General features: G+C 66.7%; 17 protein-coding genes. 12 read left to right on the top strand and 5 right to left on the bottom strand.

The genetic code is table 11. The features are described 5' to 3' along the window. Nucleotides 1–169: 169 nt before the first annotated feature. Nucleotides 170–616 carry an Lrp/AsnC family transcriptional regulator gene (locus AMK34_RS33405; RefSeq protein WP_073847984.1) on the bottom strand — a complete coding sequence of 149 codons (447 nt, stop codon included), beginning with the start codon at nucleotides 614–616 and terminating at the stop codon, nucleotides 170–172. Nucleotides 617–723: 107 nt separating this feature from the next. Between AMK34_RS33405 and AMK34_RS33400 the strand changes: the two genes are divergently transcribed. The 5 genes from AMK34_RS33400 (at nucleotide 724) to AMK34_RS33380 (ending at nucleotide 6,894) form a co-directional block, all read left to right on the top strand. Then, on the top strand, nucleotides 724–1,176 hold the full coding sequence (locus AMK34_RS33400; protein WP_083650072.1) for a rhodanese-like domain-containing protein: 453 nt from the start codon (nucleotides 724–726) through the stop codon (nucleotides 1,174–1,176). A gap of 89 nt (nucleotides 1,177–1,265) precedes the next feature. Further along, on the top strand, nucleotides 1,266–2,021 hold the full coding sequence (locus AMK34_RS33395) for a type 1 glutamine amidotransferase (protein ID WP_073847983.1): 756 nt from the start codon (nucleotides 1,266–1,268) through the stop codon (nucleotides 2,019–2,021). A gap of 105 nt (nucleotides 2,022–2,126) precedes the next feature. After that, nucleotides 2,127–3,245, top strand: a complete 1,119-nt coding sequence (locus AMK34_RS33390) for an inorganic phosphate transporter (protein ID WP_083650071.1) — start codon at nucleotides 2,127–2,129, stop codon at nucleotides 3,243–3,245. Nucleotides 3,246–3,356: 111 nt separating this feature from the next. Continuing rightward, entirely contained in the window at nucleotides 3,357–6,329 is a 2,973-nt protein-coding gene (locus AMK34_RS33385; protein ID WP_073847982.1) for a bifunctional [glutamine synthetase] adenylyltransferase/[glutamine synthetase]-adenylyl-L-tyrosine phosphorylase, read from the top strand. Between the two features lie 130 nt (nucleotides 6,330–6,459). Beyond that, nucleotides 6,460–6,894, top strand: a complete 435-nt coding sequence (locus tag AMK34_RS33380) for an acyl-CoA thioesterase (RefSeq protein WP_020633826.1) — start codon at nucleotides 6,460–6,462, stop codon at nucleotides 6,892–6,894. Nucleotides 6,895–6,985: 91 nt separating this feature from the next. On the opposite strand, the gene glnA is transcribed toward AMK34_RS33380, so the two are convergent. Next, nucleotides 6,986–8,410 carry a type I glutamate--ammonia ligase gene (gene glnA, locus AMK34_RS33375; protein ID WP_073847981.1) on the bottom strand — a complete coding sequence of 475 codons (1,425 nt, stop codon included), beginning with the start codon at nucleotides 8,408–8,410 and terminating at the stop codon, nucleotides 6,986–6,988. A gap of 172 nt (nucleotides 8,411–8,582) precedes the next feature. On the opposite strand from glnA, the gene AMK34_RS33370 reads away from it, so the two are divergent. Continuing rightward, complete coding sequence (locus AMK34_RS33370; RefSeq protein WP_241832918.1) at nucleotides 8,583–9,068, top strand: RDD family protein; 486 nt, start codon at nucleotides 8,583–8,585, stop codon at nucleotides 9,066–9,068. Between the two features lie 64 nt (nucleotides 9,069–9,132). On the opposite strand, the gene AMK34_RS33365 is transcribed toward AMK34_RS33370, so the two are convergent. Both AMK34_RS33365 and AMK34_RS33360 read right to left on the bottom strand, forming a co-directional pair. Continuing rightward, entirely contained in the window at nucleotides 9,133–9,759 is a 627-nt protein-coding gene (locus AMK34_RS33365; RefSeq protein WP_241832917.1) for a hypothetical protein, read from the bottom strand. 431 nt (nucleotides 9,760–10,190) lie between these two features. After that, a complete protein-coding gene (locus tag AMK34_RS33360; protein ID WP_016331624.1) occupies nucleotides 10,191–10,919 on the bottom strand; it encodes a DUF4191 domain-containing protein in 729 nt (242 codons plus the stop codon). 63 nt (nucleotides 10,920–10,982) lie between these two features. Between AMK34_RS33360 and AMK34_RS33355 the strand changes: the two genes are divergently transcribed. The 6 genes from AMK34_RS33355 to AMK34_RS33330 all read left to right on the top strand — a co-directional run bounded on the left by AMK34_RS33355 (nucleotide 10,983) and on the right by AMK34_RS33330 (nucleotide 15,503). Further along, nucleotides 10,983–13,070, top strand: a complete 2,088-nt coding sequence (locus AMK34_RS33355; RefSeq protein WP_073847979.1) for an ATP-dependent DNA helicase UvrD2 — start codon at nucleotides 10,983–10,985, stop codon at nucleotides 13,068–13,070. 216 nt (nucleotides 13,071–13,286) lie between these two features. After that, nucleotides 13,287–13,553 carry a hypothetical protein gene (locus tag AMK34_RS33350; protein ID WP_038518784.1) on the top strand — a complete coding sequence of 89 codons (267 nt, stop codon included), beginning with the start codon at nucleotides 13,287–13,289 and terminating at the stop codon, nucleotides 13,551–13,553. Nucleotides 13,554–13,720: 167 nt separating this feature from the next. After that, nucleotides 13,721–14,104 (top strand): WhiB family transcriptional regulator, encoded by a 384-nt coding sequence (locus AMK34_RS33345; protein ID WP_007033873.1) that lies wholly within the window; start codon nucleotides 13,721–13,723, stop codon nucleotides 14,102–14,104. Continuing rightward, nucleotides 14,101–14,352, top strand: coding sequence for a hypothetical protein (locus AMK34_RS33340; protein ID WP_038518781.1), 252 nt, complete (start codon nucleotides 14,101–14,103; stop codon nucleotides 14,350–14,352). The genes AMK34_RS33345 and AMK34_RS33340 overlap by 4 nt, the downstream gene beginning before the upstream one ends. Nucleotides 14,353–14,457: 105 nt before the next feature. After that, nucleotides 14,458–15,327 (top strand): class I SAM-dependent methyltransferase, encoded by an 870-nt coding sequence (locus tag AMK34_RS33335; RefSeq protein ID WP_073847978.1) that lies wholly within the window; start codon nucleotides 14,458–14,460, stop codon nucleotides 15,325–15,327. After that, the gene (locus AMK34_RS33330) at nucleotides 15,324–15,503 is read left to right on the top strand and encodes a hypothetical protein (protein WP_038524339.1); all 180 of its coding nucleotides are present in this window, start codon (nucleotides 15,324–15,326) and stop codon (nucleotides 15,501–15,503) included. Before AMK34_RS33335 ends, AMK34_RS33330 begins: the two co-directional genes overlap by 4 nt. Before the next feature lie 5 nt (nucleotides 15,504–15,508). Here the strand turns inward: AMK34_RS33330 and AMK34_RS33325 are convergent, their stop codons facing one another. After that, the gene (locus tag AMK34_RS33325; protein ID WP_073847977.1) at nucleotides 15,509–16,420 is read right to left on the bottom strand and encodes a hypothetical protein; all 912 of its coding nucleotides are present in this window, start codon (nucleotides 16,418–16,420) and stop codon (nucleotides 15,509–15,511) included. Between the last annotated feature and the right edge of the window lie 141 nt (nucleotides 16,421–16,561).

Below are 16,561 nucleotides of genomic sequence, written 5' to 3'. Positions count from 1 at the left end.
ATGGTACTGCAACCGAAGGGTTGTGGGAGAGTAGGACACCGCCGGACTAACATTAGAAAGAAGGTCTGGGACCTGGTTGAGAACCGAGAGTTCTCCCAGGTCCCAGACCTTCTTTCATGTCTGCCCCGCCGAGTGGTAGCAAAGGTCCCTTGCTCCCCCGCGGAGTCGCTCAGCAGCTTTCTCGGCCGACCGCGCGCCGGCGCACAGGCGACGAGAAGACCAGCGAAGTGGTGGTCTCGCCGTAGCGCTGCATCCGCTCTACGAGTTCTTCCAGCTCCGCCGTGTTCCGGCAGGCGACTCGCACGAACCAGCACTCGTCACCCGTGACGTGGTCGGCGTCGAGCACCTGCGGTAATGCGAGGATGGTTTCGCGGAAGCGTGCCGTGTCCAGGCTGCGTACCCTTGCCCGAACCATCGCCTCGATCGGAAGCCCGAGCTTCGTCAGATCGACGCTCGCCGAGTACCCCGTGATGATCCCCTTCTCCTCGAGCCGACGAACCCGCTCGGTCACCGCGGGCGCGGACAGCGACACCCGCCGGCCGAGCTCCGAATAGGTCAACCGGCCGTCGGACTGGAGCAGTTCCAGCAGCTGCCAGTCGAGATCATCGAGGTTCACAGAACTCCAGGTCGATCGTCATGCCTGCCAGGGATCTCCAGGCTAGCCGCCGCCGAGACCTGGATTCTCCGATGTTGCGGATGATCACTGACCACGAAGATTGAGCCATGACGACCGAACCCCGCGCACTGATGTTTCCGGCTCTGGACAGCGCGACCGCGGCCGCGCACCTTCGCGCTGAACTCGCTCTCGAGGTCGACCCGGACGACCTGGTCCGAGATCTCACCTCTGGCGCCCAGCAGGGATACGTGGTAGTCGAGACCAGAGCTCCCGAGGCCTTCGCGTCTGCTCGCATCCCCGGCGCGATCAATCTCCCTTACCGGGACATGACAGCGGAGTCGGTCAGCGGGCTGGACCGCGAACTCGTCTACATCTGCTACTGCGAGAGCATTCACTGCAACGCCGCGACCAAAGGGGCCCTGAAACTCGCGGAGCTCGGCTTCAAGGTCAAACGCCTGTCCGGTGGTATCACCGCCTGGCAAGCTGCCGGCTATCCCGTTGAGCGAGACGCCCTGCCTTCCCCGCACACCCCCGCACCCGCCCCGCGCTGCGCCTGCTGACCGCTGAAGAGCAAGGGACCTTTGCTATCGCCGCCTCCCCACGTGGTAGCAAAGGTCCCTTGCTGTCGGTGCGGTCGTAGGCTGGGGAGGTGACCGCTCCCAAGTTGCTCGTCATCCAGCCGGATGCATCAGATCCGATCGGCCCCCTCGGCGACTGGCTCGCCGAGGCAGGCGCCGAGCTCGACATCCGGTTGCTGCCCGATCAGACTCTCCCCGCCGATCTCGGCGGATACGCCGGCGTCGTATGCCTTGGCGGCGGGATGGGCGCCAACGACGACGAGGCTCATCCGTGGCTCGCGGACGTGCGGAAGCTTCTTTCGAAGGCCGCCGGCGCGCGGATCCCGACGCTCGCGATCTGCCTCGGCAGCCAGCTCCTGGCGGTGGCGCTGGGCGGCAGCGTCGCCACTGGCGATCAGGGCCCCGAAGTCGGTCCGGGGCTTGTGTCCAAGAAGGACGCTGCGTGGACCGACCCGCTGTTCGCGGACCTGCCGCTCATGCAGGATGTCCTGCAGTTCCACAACGACGCGATCACGCGGCTGCCTGCCGGAGCCGAGCTTCTCGCCTCCTCTCCGCGGTATCCCTATCAGGCTTTCCGATTCGACCGTTGTGCCTACGGAGTCCAGTTCCACATCGAGACGACGCCAGAGGTGGTCCTCGACTGGGCGCGGCAGGCACCGGAAATGGCGGAACTCACCCGGCCGGACGTACTGACCCCGGAAAACCTGGCCCGGGTGCATGCCGATATCACCGAAACCTGGCGGCCGTTCGCCCAACGCTTCGTCCGACTGGTGTCCGGTGACCTCGCTCCGGCTGCGGACCGTCAACGTACTTTGCCGATGGCTTAACGACTTATGTCTCAAATACGTATGGGTTGTTAACACTCGGGTCTACCTGTCAGGTACCTTGCGAAGGGAGTTTCGAAGGGTTCGGAGGTCGGGGTGGAGCCCTCAGTGTTGGTCGTGCTCGTCGTCGTCACGGCCCTAATTTTCGATTTCACAAACGGGTTCCATGACACGGCCAACTCGATGGCGACGTCGATCGCCACCGGGGCGTTGCGTCCCAAGGTCGCGGTGACGATCTCCGCGGTCCTGAACCTGGTCGGCGCCTTCCTGTCGGTCGAAGTGGCCAAGACCATCTCGAATGGACTGGTCGACGACACCAAGATCGGGCCTGCGATCGTGTTCGGTGGCCTGGTCGGGGCGATCGTTTGGAACCTGGTCACCTGGTTCGTCGGACTACCGTCCAGCTCGTCCCACGCGCTGTTCGGGGGACTGATCGGCGCCACGTGGGTGTCCGCTGGAACGGACTCCGTCCACTTCGGAAAGATCGTCGAGAAGGTCCTGGTCCCGGCGGCGCTGTCGCCCGTCTTGGCAGGCCTCGTCGCGATGATCGTGACGTACTTCGTCTATCGGATCTTCGTCCGCCGCGGCCGCACCGCCGGCTTCCGAGTCGGCCAGATCATCTCGGCTTCGCTGGTCTCGCTCGCTCACGGCACGAACGACGCGCAGAAGACCATGGGCGTCATCACACTGACGATGATCACCGCCGGAACCCTCCCCGCCGGGGCAGGGCCGCCGCTCTGGGTGATCGTCAGCGCGGCGTTGGCGCTCGCGCTCGGCACATACCTGGGCGGCTGGCGCATCACCTTCACGCTAGGTAAAGGCCTGACGGATATCGATGGCCCGCAGGGCTTCGCCGCGCAGACCAGCTCGGCGGCCGTCATCCTCGCCTCGACGAACTTCGGTTTTCCACTTTCGACGACTCACGTCTGCTCCGGAGGGATCGTCGGCTCCGGAGTGGGCAGGAATGAGTCACCGGTTCGCTGGCGCACGGCCGGCCGCATGGTGGTCGCGTGGCTGTTCACCCTTCCGGCAGCCGCCATCGTCGGCGCCGGTGCCGGCCTCGTGACCTCGACCGGCACGGTGGGGACGATCGCTGTTGGCGTCGCGGGCCTCGCGATCGGCATTGGGATCTACCTCCTTTCCCGGCGGAGTCCCGTCAACGCCAGCAGCTTCACCAGCCCCGCCCCGCCCGTTCCGGAACAGGAAGTCGGCAGGATCGCCGCTTAGCAGGGAGCAAGGGACCTTTGCTACCGCGCGAGCCGAAGTGGTAGCAAAGGTCCCTTGATCCCTTGCGCGTCCGTCTGGCTCCGGGCGGAAGGGCGACTACGGTGGAAGCCGATGGTTGAGCGCGCCAGGCCGACCGCTTCCGTGGCGAGATACGGCTTCACCGATCCCCGTGCCGACGGGCAGCTGCGTGCTGCCGGTTGGTGGACCGAATCCGGCCCGGACGGTTCCGCCGCCGACGTGTTGTCCGCACTGTCCCGCGCCGCGGATCCCGATCTCGCACTGAGCGGCCTGGATCGGATCAGGGAAGTCGACCCAGCCGCCTGGAACGGGCTCGACCAGGCGCTGCGCGCCAATCGCACCTTCCGCGGCCGAATGCTCGGTGTCTTGGGCACTTCGAGCGCACTCGCGGACTTCATGGTCTCGAACACCGGCTGCTGGAAGGCCCTCGAAGGGCAGAAGAGCACTGAGCCGGATCAGTACGTGAGCAGTCTCCTCGGCCACCTACGTCCGGAAGGCGAGGTGCTCACCGGGCTTGAGGCGGAGCAGGCTCTTCGCGTCGGCTACCGCGAGCTGCTCCTCGGCATCGCAGCGGCCGACCTCGGGCATCTGGTCGAACCCGGCCTTCGCCAGCCCCCCTATGCCGAGATCGGAGCCCAGCTCACCACGCTGGCGGAGGCCGCGCTGACCGTGGGGCTGCTGGTCGCGGAGTCTGAGGTGGGGGCCAGTGTCGAAGGCCTGCTCGCCGTGATCGCGATGGGCAAATGCGGTGGTCGAGAGCTGAATTATGTGAGCGACGTGGACGTCATCTTCGTCGGCGATGGAGATCTGTCGGTCTCCACGCGGTTGGCGAGCACGATGATGCGCGTGGTCGGGAAGGCCTGTTTCGAGGTCGACGCGGCGCTGCGTCCGGAGGGCAAGGCGGGCGCCTTGGTCCGGACCCTCGACGGACATGCCGCTTACTACCAAAAGTGGGCCAAGACCTGGGAGTTTCAGGCCTTGCTCAAAGCACGCCCGGTGGCAGGCGACGCCGAGCTCGGGCGTAAGTACGCGGAGATGGTCGCGCCGAAGGTGTGGGCAGCGGCCGATCGCGAGAATTTCGTCCCCGAAGTCCAGAAGATGCGGCGCCGCGTTGAAGGGCATGTGCCCTCCGCGCACGCCGAACGAGAGCTGAAGCTGGGGCGCGGAGGTCTCCGGGACGTCGAGTTCGCGGTGCAGCTGCTGCAACTGGTCCACGGTCGGATCGACGCGGAGCTGCGCTCTCCGTCCACGATGGACGCACTCGCAGCCCTGGGTGACGGCGGCTACGTCGGCCGAAAGGATGCCGCGGAGCTGGCATCGTCTTACGAATTTCTCCGGACCATCGAGCATCGACTTCAGCTTCGCAGGCTCCGGCGCACGCACCTGTTCCCTGCTGCTTCGGACGTCAGCGAGCTGCGAACGATCGCGAGAGCGAGCGGTGTGCGACCGGCTCGGGGCAAAAGTGAAGGGGACGTCCTGCTGGCGGAGTTCCGCCGCCACCTGCAGAGCATCCGACGGCTTCACGAAAAGCTCTTCTACCGGCCCCTGCTGCAGTCTGTCGCGAACGTCCCGACCGAAGCGCTCCGGCTGACCACGAAACAGGCAGAGAGTCGTCTCGCCGCGCTCGGCTATGCCGCTCCGGACGGTGCCCTGCAGCACATCAAGGCTTTGACCGCGGGAATGTCGCGCCGGGCGGCCATCCAGCAGGCTCTGCTGCCGGTCTTGCTGGACCTTCTGGCCGACACTCCGGACCCTGACCGTGGGCTGCTGTCTTATCGGAAGGTCTCCGAAGCGCTTGAGGCAACGCCTTGGTACCTCAGGGTTCTCCGGGACGAAGGCGCAGTAGTCGAGCGGCTCGCTTTTCTGCTGGGTACCTCGCGCCTCGTGCCCGACCTGCTGGCCAGAGCACCCGAAGTCCTGCAGCTGCTCGGTGATCCCGCGCGGCTGGCCGGTCGCACCCCGGCAGAGGTGGCCACCTCCCTGCGAGCCGCGGTGCGGCGGCAACCGGGTTTGAACGCCGCGGTCGCGGCCGCGAGATCGCTCCGCCGTCACGAGATGCTGCGAATCGCGTCGGCGGATCTGCTGGGATTGCTGGATGTCCCAGCGGTCTGCGCGGCGCTGTCGAGCGTGTGGGTCGCCGTGCTTCAAGGTGCTTTGGCCGCTGCTTTCCGCCAGCGTCAGGCCGAGCTCGGACAGACCCCCGCGAAGATCGCTGTCATCGGTATGGGACGCCTGGGTGGGGCCGAACTCGGCTATGGATCTGACGCGGACGTTCTCTTCGTGTGCGAGCCGACCGAAGGAGTGTCGGACTCCGAAGCAGCGAAGTTCGCTTCTTCGGTCGCCGAGACGGTGCGCAAGATCCTCGGTGCCCCCAGCCCCGACCCTGCTCTGGTCGTCGACGCTGATCTCCGTCCGGAGGGGCGAAGCGGCCCGTTGGTGCGGACCCTTGAGTCTTACCGCAGCTACTACGGTCGCTGGGCGGAGGTCTGGGAATCGCAAGCGCTGCTCCGAGCGCGGTTCATCGCCGGTGACGAGGATCTTGGCGCTCGGTTCATCGAGATGATCTATCCCATTCGGTACCCGCAAGAAGGCCTCGACGGGGTTCGAGTGCGGGAGATCAGGCGGATCAAGGCCAGAGTGGAGACGGAGCGGATGCCCAAGGGCGCCGACCCGACACGGCACACGAAACTCGGCCGCGGAGGGCTCGCCGATGTGGAGTGGACTGTGCAGCTCATGCAGCTGCGCCATGGGCATGAAGTCGAGGGGCTTCGGACCACCTCGACGATCGAGGCTTTGAAAGCGGCGGCTGGGGCGGGGCTCGCCGAGCCCGCCGAGATCGAGTCCTTGACCGAGGCCTGGCTGCTGGCGACGCGTGTTCGGAATGCTGGGATGTTGGTCCGGGGCAAGGCCGTCGACGAGATCCCCAGCTCCGGTCGAGACCTGGCCGCGGTCGCGCGAGTGCTCGGCTACTCGGCCGATGACGATCCGGGCGAGTTCCTCGACGCCTATCGTCGGACGACGCGACGTGCTCATGCGGTCGTGGAGACGCTCTTCTACCAGGGCTGACCCACTCTGACCTGCGGTAAGTGATCAAGGGACCTTTGCTACCGCCCCGTGCGGAACGGACGAGGTGACAGCAAAGGTCCCTTGCTCACACTCGGGGTCGAGGAGGGGGAGCGGCACTTACAGTGGACCGGTGACTGTGCGCGAGCCATTTCGCACCCGGATCAAGGTGCGCCATTACGAGCTGGACACCCTTGGCCATCTCAACCACGCCGTCTACCACTCCTACGGCGAGGTCTCCAGACTCGAGCTGATGGAGCTCGCCGGCGGCCTCAACTCAGGTATGCGCGATGCGAATCTTGCGTTCGTGCTGCTCGAGTCCCATATCGTGTTCAGGCGCGAGCTTCGTGCGGGCGATGTCGTCGACGTGACCTGCGACGCCAAGTTCGGCACCGGCAAGACCTTCCACATGGACTCGAACATCTACAAGGTCGACGGCACCCTCTCCGCGGAGATCACGTGCACGCTGGGGCTGATGGATCTCGAGCGCCGAAAACTGGTGGACGACCCGCGCGGCCGCATCGAGCGGGCAGGCGTCGACCTGAAGGTTCTTTCCACTTCGGAGTAGCCGTACCGCGAAAGACCAATAAGAAACGCCGGTGGTGAGGGCGCTTTTGCACCTCACCACCGGCGTGCTCTTGGTGTTGCTTACCGCACGATCACACGTCGTAGTACAGCGAGAACTCGTACGGGTGCGGGCGCAGCCGCAGCGGGTCGATCTCGTTCTCACGCTTGTAGGAGATCCACGTGTCGATCACGTCGGGAGTGAACACGCCACCCTCGAGCAGGTAGTCGTGGTCCGCTTCCAGCGCGTCGAGAACCGCGCCGAGGTCGCCAGGAACGAGCTTGACGTTCTGGGCCTCCTCGGGCGGAAGCTCGTAGAGGTCCTTGTCGATGGGCTCCGGCGGCTCGATCTTGTTCTTGATGCCGTCGAGACCGGCCATCATCATCGCCGAGAACGCGAGGTACGGGTTACCGGACGAGTCCGGGCACCGGAACTCGGCGCGCTTGGCCTTCGGGTTGTTGCCCGTGATCGGGATACGGACACAAGCCGACCGGTTCCGCTGCGAGTACACCAGGCTGACCGGCGCCTCGAAGCCCGGCACGAGCCGGTGGTACGAGTTGACGGTCGGGTTGGTGAAGGCCAGCAGGCTCGGCGCGTGCTTGAGCAGGCCGCCGATGTAGTGGCGGGCGGTGTCGGACAGGCCCGCGTACCCCGACTCGTCGTGGAACAGCGGCGTGCCGTCCTTCCACAGCGACTGGTGGCAGTGCATGCCCGAGCCGTTGTCACCGGCGAGCGGCTTCGGCATGAAAGTCGCGGTCTTGCCGGCGGCGAACACGGTGTTCTTCACGATGTACTTGAACAGCTGCAGGTCATCCGCAGCGTGAAGCAGCGTGTTGAACTTGTAGTTGATCTCGGTCTGGCCGGCGGTGCCCACCTCGTGGTGCGCGCGCTCGATCTCGAAACCGGAGCCCTGCAGGTTGCGGACGATCTCGTCGCGCAGGTCGGCGAAGTGGTCGACTGGCGGGACCGGGAAGTAGCCGCCCTTGAACTTCGTCTTGTAACCCTGGTTGCCGCCCGGTACGTCGGCGCCGGTGTTCCACCAACCCTCGACGGAGTCGATCTCGTGGAACGAGGCGTGCTCGGCCGACTCGAACCGGATCGAGTCGAAGATGTAGAACTCGGCCTCCGGGCCGAAGAACACGTTGTCGGCGACGCCGTACTCGGAGATGTACTGCTCGGCCTTGCGCGCGATGTTGCGCGGGTCGCGGCTGTACGCCTCGCGGGTGAACGGGTCGTGCACGAAGAAGTTCAGCGAGAGCGTCTTCGCCTTGCGGAACGGGTCGATACGCGCAGTCTCGGGGTCCGGGAGGAGCAGCATGTCGGATTCGTGGATCGACTGGAAACCACGCACCGAGGAGCCGTCGAAGGCCAGGCCTTCTTCGTAGGCTTCTTCGTTGAACGCCTTCGCCGGAACGGTGAAGTGCTGCATAACGCCGGGCAGGTCGCAGAACCTGACGTCGACGACCTCTACGTTCTCGTCGGCGATAAGGCGCTGAATGTCGTCTGGAGTAGTGGGCACCCTCGGTGACTCCTTCTCGTTCGTTGCCGGCGGCAGTACTCTCTTCGGCTCACGCTAAGAGCGCGGTGTTGCCCGACCGTCACCCGTATGTTTCGCCGGTGTTAACGGGGCGGCGATATCGGGTAGTCGACCAGGGCGAATGTGGCCCGCGCCACCGGCATACCCTGGATGGGTGGCGAGATGGACCGGAGAATGGCTGCCCGGAGCCGGTGACGAGACGACTGCCGGTGGCGAGGGTACGCAGCGGTGGCGTGGCGAGCGACTCGGCTTGCCCCAATCGGGTGTCGGCTCGGTGGCGGGCGGCGGCGCACGCCTTCTCGGGCTGATCATCGACTTGGTTCTCGCCTCACTGGTCACGACCCTCTTCGTGACGCCCAGTCTCCAAGATCCGGCTGTGATGCAGACCTTCAACCTCTGGTCGGTCGGCGTCTGGGCGGCGATCACGGTCATTCCCGCGGCTTTCTTCGGCTTCACGCCCGGTATGGCTGTGGTCGGTATCCGTGTCGCCAGGCTCGACGGCGCGCAGATGGTCGGGGTGTGGCGCGCGGTCGTGCGCGCGGCGCTGACCTTTGTGATCATTCCGGCCGCGATCCGCAACATCGACGGCCGAAGCTGGCTCGACCGGCTGACCGGGACTGTCGTGATCCGCATGCGCTGACCTCGGAGGGGAGCAAGGGACCTTTGCTCTCGTCGGGAGATGCCGCTGCCGGGACCGGCCGTGGTCAGGCGGCCGGTGCCGCGGGAACGCTCCCGAGGTCTGGAGGCGGTCGTTGCCGAGCGCGGCGGTGTGCCGCTCGCAGGTCCTGGATCACCACCAGCGGCTCGTCACGCAGCTGTGCTGGGCTTACCTGGACGACGATGAGGCCTGGAGCGACCAGTGTCGGCATCGTGGGCAACTTGTCCGGTTCGAGAGCGACCTCGTCATGGCGAACCTGCAAGGCGACGCCGACCTGCGACCACCAGGCGTCGGCGACCCCGACCACCGCTCCGTCTGAAGTTCGCAGCTCCGCCCTCTGTGTGGGCCGGGGCAAGCCGCTGCGATCGAGGACGGACTCCAGCCACTGCTCGACAGCAGAGCCGACCCCATCTTGGAGGGCGTTGACGACGATTCGGGGGAGCGCGGAGCCGATCGTGCTGGCCTGGGCAAGCTCGTCTCGAAGTTCCTCAGGAGTGCAGAGTCCGCGATGGACCGCATCGTGGATCATGGCCCGCACCGACTTGAGTTCGTCCATACGTCGCGCCGCGTCGATCAGGGCCCGGGCGAGCGGGGCGACGGGCAGTCCGTCGATTTCCACTGGTTCCGGCAGATGGATGGTTCGTTCTACGACGGCGAATCCCCAAGTGGCCACCTTGCTCCGGTGGGGGATCAAAGTGTGCGCACGTCTTTCTGGCGGGAGTCTTCGTACTCCGTACAACCTGGCGGCCTGGACGCCGGTGAGCATCGCCTCCGGGCCCGCGTGAGTCAGTGCGACCTTCAAGAGCTGATGCTTGGTCGGTGTGGCGTTGGTCAGGAGGATGACGCCGGGTATCGGACGCCTCCACGGTCCGCCTTCTCGGCAATACCGAGAGATCGAGGAGTGTGAGTACCCCAGGGCGACAAGTTTCGCCCGGGCGGCCACGCCGTCCGGGAACATCGCTGCCAGCACTTTCTGGCGGGCGCTCGAAGTTCTGTCCACACAGTGATCATGCGACCACCCACCGACAGTTTTTCGCCCGAAGACGGATCAGGGGTCCTTTGCTACCACCTAGCGGTAGCAAAGGACCCCTGATACTCGTTTGATCAGCGGCGGCGGATGGTGCGCTGGACGTTGCGCATCTTCGCGCCGGCGGGCATCGGGCCCTTGGGCATGGCGGCACCGCGGCTGCCGAGGGCGGCCAGCTTCGCTTCCAGCGCGTCGACCTGGGCGGGCTTGAGGTTGCGCGGAAGCTTCATCAGGTAGCCCTGGAGCTTCTTCAGCGGCACCTGCTGCTCTTCGTTCCCGATGATCACGTTGTAGATCGGGGTCTCACCGATCAGGCGGGACACACGCTTCTTCTCCTGCGCGAGCAGGGACTTCACGCGGTGCGGCGCCCCCTCGGCGACGAGCACGACACCCGGCCCGCCGAGCACCCGGTGCACGGCGTCGAGCTGGGTCGTGGCCGCCACGGTCGGCGTCACCTTCCAGCGGCCTCGCATGTTCTCGAGTGCCCAGGCCGCGGCGCCGGGCTGCCCGTCGGCCTTCGAGTACACGGTCTTCTGAACCCGCCTGCCGAAGATGATCACGGCGGCGAGCGCGCCGAGCAGAATGCCCAGCGGCAGCACGACCCAGTGGACGTCGAAGATGAACCCGATGCCGAACACGACACCGGTGATGACCAGGAGCGATCCGACCATCCAGGGGATGAGCGCCTTGTCTTCCTTGCGCTGCATCTTGAAGGCCTCGAAGATCTGCCCGCGGCGAGCCTTGCTCGCGGCGCGCTTCTCCTTCTTGGCCAGCTTCGCTGCTTCCTTGTCCTGCTTTCCCGCCATGTGACCAGGATACGGCCGCGTGCCCTGCGCCGATCCCGTCGGGCCCTCTGCGAGGATCGGGGTGTGGTTAGCGCATCGTCCCCGAAGAGTCGTCCAGGCCTGCTCGATGGGCTCGATCCCGAGCAGCGCGCTGCCGCCTGCGCCCCGAGGGGGCCGGTCTGTGTCCTCGCGGGAGCGGGGACCGGCAAGACGCGGACGATCACGCACCGCATCGCCCACCTGGTCCGTTCCGGGCACGTCGCCGCTGGTCAGGTTCTCGCGGTCACCTTCACGACTCGCGCGGCGGGTGAGATGCGCACGCGTCTTCGAGGGCTGGGCGTCGACGCCGCCCAGGCGCTCACCTTCCACGCCGCCGCCCGCCGCCAGCTGCGCTACTTCTGGCCACAGGTGGTCGGTGACCGGCCGTGGGAACTCCTCGAGAACAAGTTCCGCTACATCAGCCAAGCCGCCAACAAGGCCGGGCTCGGCACCGAGACGGAGCTCCTGCGCGACCTCGCCAGTGAGATCGAGTGGAGCAAGGCCTCTTTGGTATCTCCGGACGACTATCCGGCGGTCGCCGCGCGTACGCAGCGGGACACACCGGCGCCCGCGTCGCAGGTCGCGGAGGTCTACCGCAACTACGAGAAGGTCAAGAACGCCGCACAGGTGCTCGACTTCGACGACCTGCTTCTGCACACCACCGCGGTCCTCGAGGAGCACACGGTGGTGGCCCAGGAGTTCCGCGAGCGCTACCGCTGCTTCGTCGTCGACGAGTATCAGGACGTCACGCCGCTGCAGCAGCGGTTGCTCGACGCCTGGCTCGGTGGCCGCGACGACCTGACCGTCGTCGGCGACGCCAACCAGACCATCTATTCGTTCGGTGGTGCTTCTCCCCGGCCGCTGCTGGAGTTCACACGGCGGTTTCCCGAGGCGACGGTCGTGAGGCTCGAGCGGGACTACCGCTCGACTCCCGAGGTCGTGGCTCTCGCCAACCAAGTGATCGGCGCCGCGCGTGGCCGTCCTGCGGGGTCGCGGCTGAAACTGATCGGCCAGCGTCCTTCCGGGCCGGTCCCGCGGTTCGCCGAATATGACGACGAGACCGCAGAGGCCGCGGCCGTCGCCCGCAGGATCCGCGATCTGCTCGACAGCGGAGTGACAGCGAGCGAGATCGCGGTGCTCTACCGCGTCAACGCCCAGTCGGAGGCTTACGAGCAGGCTCTGGCCGAGTTGGGTATCCCGTACCTGGTCCGTGGCGGCGAGCGGTTCTTCGCCAGGGCGGAGGTCCGGCAGGCGATGTCCGCGTTGCGGATGGCGTCGACCGACGCCGACACCGGAGAGCTGGTGACCCGGGTCCGCTCCGTGCTCGCGAAGGTCGGGCTCACGGACCAGCCTCCCGCCGGAGGCGCGGCGAAAGAGCGATGGGACGCGCTTCTCTCGATCGTCGAGTTGGCTGAGGAGCTGGCTTCCACCGTCGACGACGCGGATCTGCCGCGTTTCGTCGCGGAGCTCGAGCAGCGGGCGACAGCGCAGCATCCGCCGACGGTGGAGGGCATCACCCTGGCCTCGCTTCACGCGGCGAAGGGTCTCGAATGGGACGCTGTGTTCCTCGTCGGGCTTGCCGAAGGGACCATGCCGATCCTCCATGCCGATGGCGACGACGCGGCCATCGAGGAAGAGCGGCGTCTCTTTTATGTCGGCGTCACTCGGGCGCGAGAGCACCTCTCGCTCTCGTGGGCTTTGGCCAGGACGTCGGGAAATCGGCGCAATCGGCGACGGAGCCGCTTCCTCTACGGCCTCATCCCCGAAGACCATCCGGCAGCGCGGGTGGCCCGCTCGCAGCAGCCGAAGCAGTCCGGCAACAAGGCCCGGTGCCGGGTGTGCGGTGGGCCGTTGCCGGAGACGCTCGACATCAAGCTGGGCCGCTGCTCCCGTTGCCCGTCCAACGTGGATGAGCAGCTGCTCGAGAAACTGAAGTCCTGGCGGGGGGAACGTTCGCGTGAGCTCAAGGTGCCGGCCTTCGTCGTTTTCACGGACGCGACGCTGGTCGCCATCGCCGAGCAGCGGCCGACCGATGACACGGCGTTGTGCGCCATCTCCGGAATCGGCGCGACGAAGCTCGAACGCTTCGGCGCGGAGGTTCTCGACGTCGTGCGGGCCTCGGTGGGGCCTTGACCGCGTTCCAGGCATGATCCACGCGGCGAACCCGCTGCTCAGAGCCGATCTTCGCAACTTCGACGGATTTTCTGGAAAATAAGTTGCCCCGGTGCGGCCGGGGGCAATAACCTGCAGGTACCGGGCGGGAAGAGCCCGGACTGGGGAAGAACATCTACAACACAGCGTAGACCGCCGGGCGGTTCGCGCGCGACAGAGAAAGGTGGTGCCGGTGAAATGACGATCAACATGATGCTCACGAACCCTGGCACCCGTCTGTCCTGCGTCGCGGAAGTCCCGCAGGCTCAGCGCCAGGGCACCTTTGTGCCCGTGAGCATCCTCGCCGCCCGCGGCACCCAGCGTTTCGACCTCGGCCGGATCGCCGCTGAAAAGACCTTCTCGCACGCTGCCGCCATCGGTGGGGCGTACGAGAACGGTGGCGTCGATCTGCCGGTCATCAAGCAGTTCCGTGTTCCGTTGTCCATACGGGAGCGAAGTTCCTGACCTAGTCAGGACCAGAGGCTCACGAAGGCCGCGGAACCGGGTTACCGGATCCGCGGCCTTCGTGTTTTTGCTGCACAAACAAGTTGGCTGCACAACCTAATTGGGGTTCAGCGTTGTCCAGTTCCACCGTGAGTAAGAAATCCGTTACGGGACAGAGGAGTGCACTTATGTCATCGGCCATAGCTTTCGCGCCGGGGGAGGCTCTGCCTTTCGCCGACGCCGGCGTCGTAGACCTGCTCGACGCCATCGACTCGCCTGAGTCGATGCTTCCCTGCCGTTCGGGCGACGCGGACCTTTGGTTCGCCGAGTCGCCGGCAGAGCTCGAGCGGGCGAAGGCGTTCTGCGCGGACTGCCCGGTCCGTTCCGCCTGCCTCGCGGGCGCCCTTTCCCGGCGTGAGCCGTGGGGTGTCTGGGGTGGCGAGATCTTCGAGCGTGGCGTTGTCGTCGCGCGGAAGCGGCCCCGTGGCCGCCCCCGGAAGAACCCGGTCGTCGAGCCCGCCGCCGAGGCTCGCCCCGTCGCGCGCAAGGTCGAGCGGAGCGCTGCGGCATGACCGTCGAACTCATCACCACCAGGGATTACGAGGCGCGGACAGGAATTCACGCGCCGACCGAATTGAACGAGATCAAGGTCGAGGAGACCAGCGAAATGTTGCTTTATGAAGAACTGTCCAGGGCCCGAATACGAGACCTCGAGGAGGGAGTCCGCGCTCAGCGGGCTCGAAGCGGCCCGCGCGCCGCACGCAGGTGGACCAAGGTCGCCCGCTGGGCGACCCGGCGAGCCGAGCGCCTTCAGGCCTGACCACTCGGGGGAGCGGGGGACCTTTGCTACCACGGCACGGTGGTAGCAAAGGTCCCCCGCTCCCTTTTGGGCGTGGGTCGGGGCGGCTTGGTGTTCACTGGGGGAATGGCCGTACACACGCACGACGACATCGACTGGGCTGACCGGCTCCGATCGCTTCGCATGGCTGAGGCGCTCGACGCCGAGCCGATGCGGGAGGCGGCTCGACGGTTGCTGAAGGGCATGCCGGAAGGCCCGACCATTCTCGACGTCGGCTGCGGCGCGGGCGGGATGAGTGTGCTCTTCACCGAGGAGCTCGCGTCCGTCGGTGCCAAGATCGTGCTGGTCGACGCGACCGAGCATCTGCTCGCCGAAGCGCACCGCGTCGTCCGCGCGGCCGCGGGCGACAGGGCCACCGTCGAGACGATCCACGCCGACGTGGCCGATGGCGGGCTGGCCGCCAAGCTTCCGCCCGCCGATCTGGTCTGGGCTTCCCGCGTGGTCCACCACCTGCCCGACCAGCAGGCGGCCATCGACACCCTCGCCCGGCTCGCCCGCGCCGGCGGCCTGGTCGCCATCTCCGAGGGCGGCCTGGACTTCAACTGTCTTCCCTGGGATCTCGGCATCGGCCGGCCCGGGCTGGAGGAGCGGCTGCTCGCCGCGCGCGGTGAGTGGTTCGCCGAGATGCGGGCAGGGATCCCTGGCTCCGTTTCCATGCCCTACGGCTGGAACATCGCGCTGCAGCGGGCCGGTCTCGCCGACGTCGATTCCTTCGGCGTGCTCATCCACCATCCGGCGCCCGGACCGGAACTGCTGCGCGAGTTCATCATCGAGCGGCTGACCTGGCTGAACGAAGTGGCAAATGACCGCCTCGCCGACGACGACCACGAGACCGTGGCCGCATTGGTGGATCCGGCGAACCCGGCCTTCCTCGGCGCCCGCCACGACCTGTTCCTGCAAGGGGCGAAGACGGTCCATTGCGGACGGCGGTCGTGAACGACCCGGTCGGCTGCTCGTTGTGCGGCCGGACCCGCGGCGTCGACGAGGAGCCGGCGCAGACACTCGCCTGGGTCTCCACCCGTGAGAAGAACGTCGTGCGCTGGATGTGTCCCACCTGCGCTCGCCGCCACACCCGCGACATCGAGGGAAAGCTGCCGGACGAGTACTGGTGAATCACTCAGGCGGCGTCGATCCGGCCGATCGTGCGAACCTTCGGTCTCGGTGTCCGCGCCGCTTCGGCGAACGCCCTGACGAGCTCTGCCGCGACCTCCATCGGAACCTTCTTCAGCTGGTCGATGGTGCAGCGGACCAGCACGGTCCCGGTCGCGGTCAGCGCCAGAGGATGGAAATTGGCGGCGCCTTGTTTCGGAGCTCGGAACTGCCACGCCATGCCGATGTCGTCCCACCAGGCATCGGCGGTGCCGATGGGGCGCCCTCGTCGGTCGCAGAGCGTCGTGTTCCACGACGGCGAAGGCAGCGGGCAGCCGCTGAGGACCTTCTTCGCCAGCCCATGCGCGTACGTCTCTTCGGGATCGACGCGCCGCAAGGCCGCCCGCACCGCGGCTGAACCCCGTCGGTTGCCGGAATCGAGCTCCTCGCTGAGCTCCTCGAGCGTGCACAGACCCCAATACAGCGGCAGCGCGATCAGCTCGTCTATTCGCGAGGGGTCGAGCTCCAGCCGGGCCAGATCGAGCGCGGCCCTGGCCGGCGGGGCGAACGGAACACCGCCGATCAAGGTCGGCGGCGGCATCCGTGTGGTTCTTCGCGGCAGCATGCCGGGCTCCGCCGGAACGCGCCGGTAGTCGGGGACAAGGAGATGGACCTCCCGTGTGACCGGGCAGTCGACGCCTCGTGCGCGTAGCGCGTCGGCGCCCGTCACCACCACGTCCGGACCGAACCGCGCGACAGCGGCTTGCAGCAGCTGAAGGCGGGTGGGCGCGGCGTCGCGCAACAGGATCACACCCGGCAACAGCCGTCGCCAAGGGCCGCCAGGGCCACAGAGCTTCGCGGCGTAGCGCGCGGTGACGCCCGCTTTGCGCAGCTCGCGGCTGGTGATGATCCCTGACTCGCTGGTGTTACTGAGCGCCATGAGTCGGGCGCTTCGTGTAGTGGTCATGAATCGAGGATGACCGCTGGGCCGACCGGGTGGAACCGCTTCCGCCAACTTGTGGACAACTCGCCCGAGAGTGCCCGTTTTCGGCTCAGTCGCAACGTTCCCTGTGGATAACTT

The sequence above is a fragment of the Amycolatopsis sp. CB00013 genome (assembly GCF_001905755.1).
Classification (GTDB): domain Bacteria; phylum Actinomycetota; class Actinomycetes; order Mycobacteriales; family Pseudonocardiaceae; genus Amycolatopsis; species Amycolatopsis japonica.
This window is presented reverse-complemented; position numbering and strand designations above follow the sequence as displayed.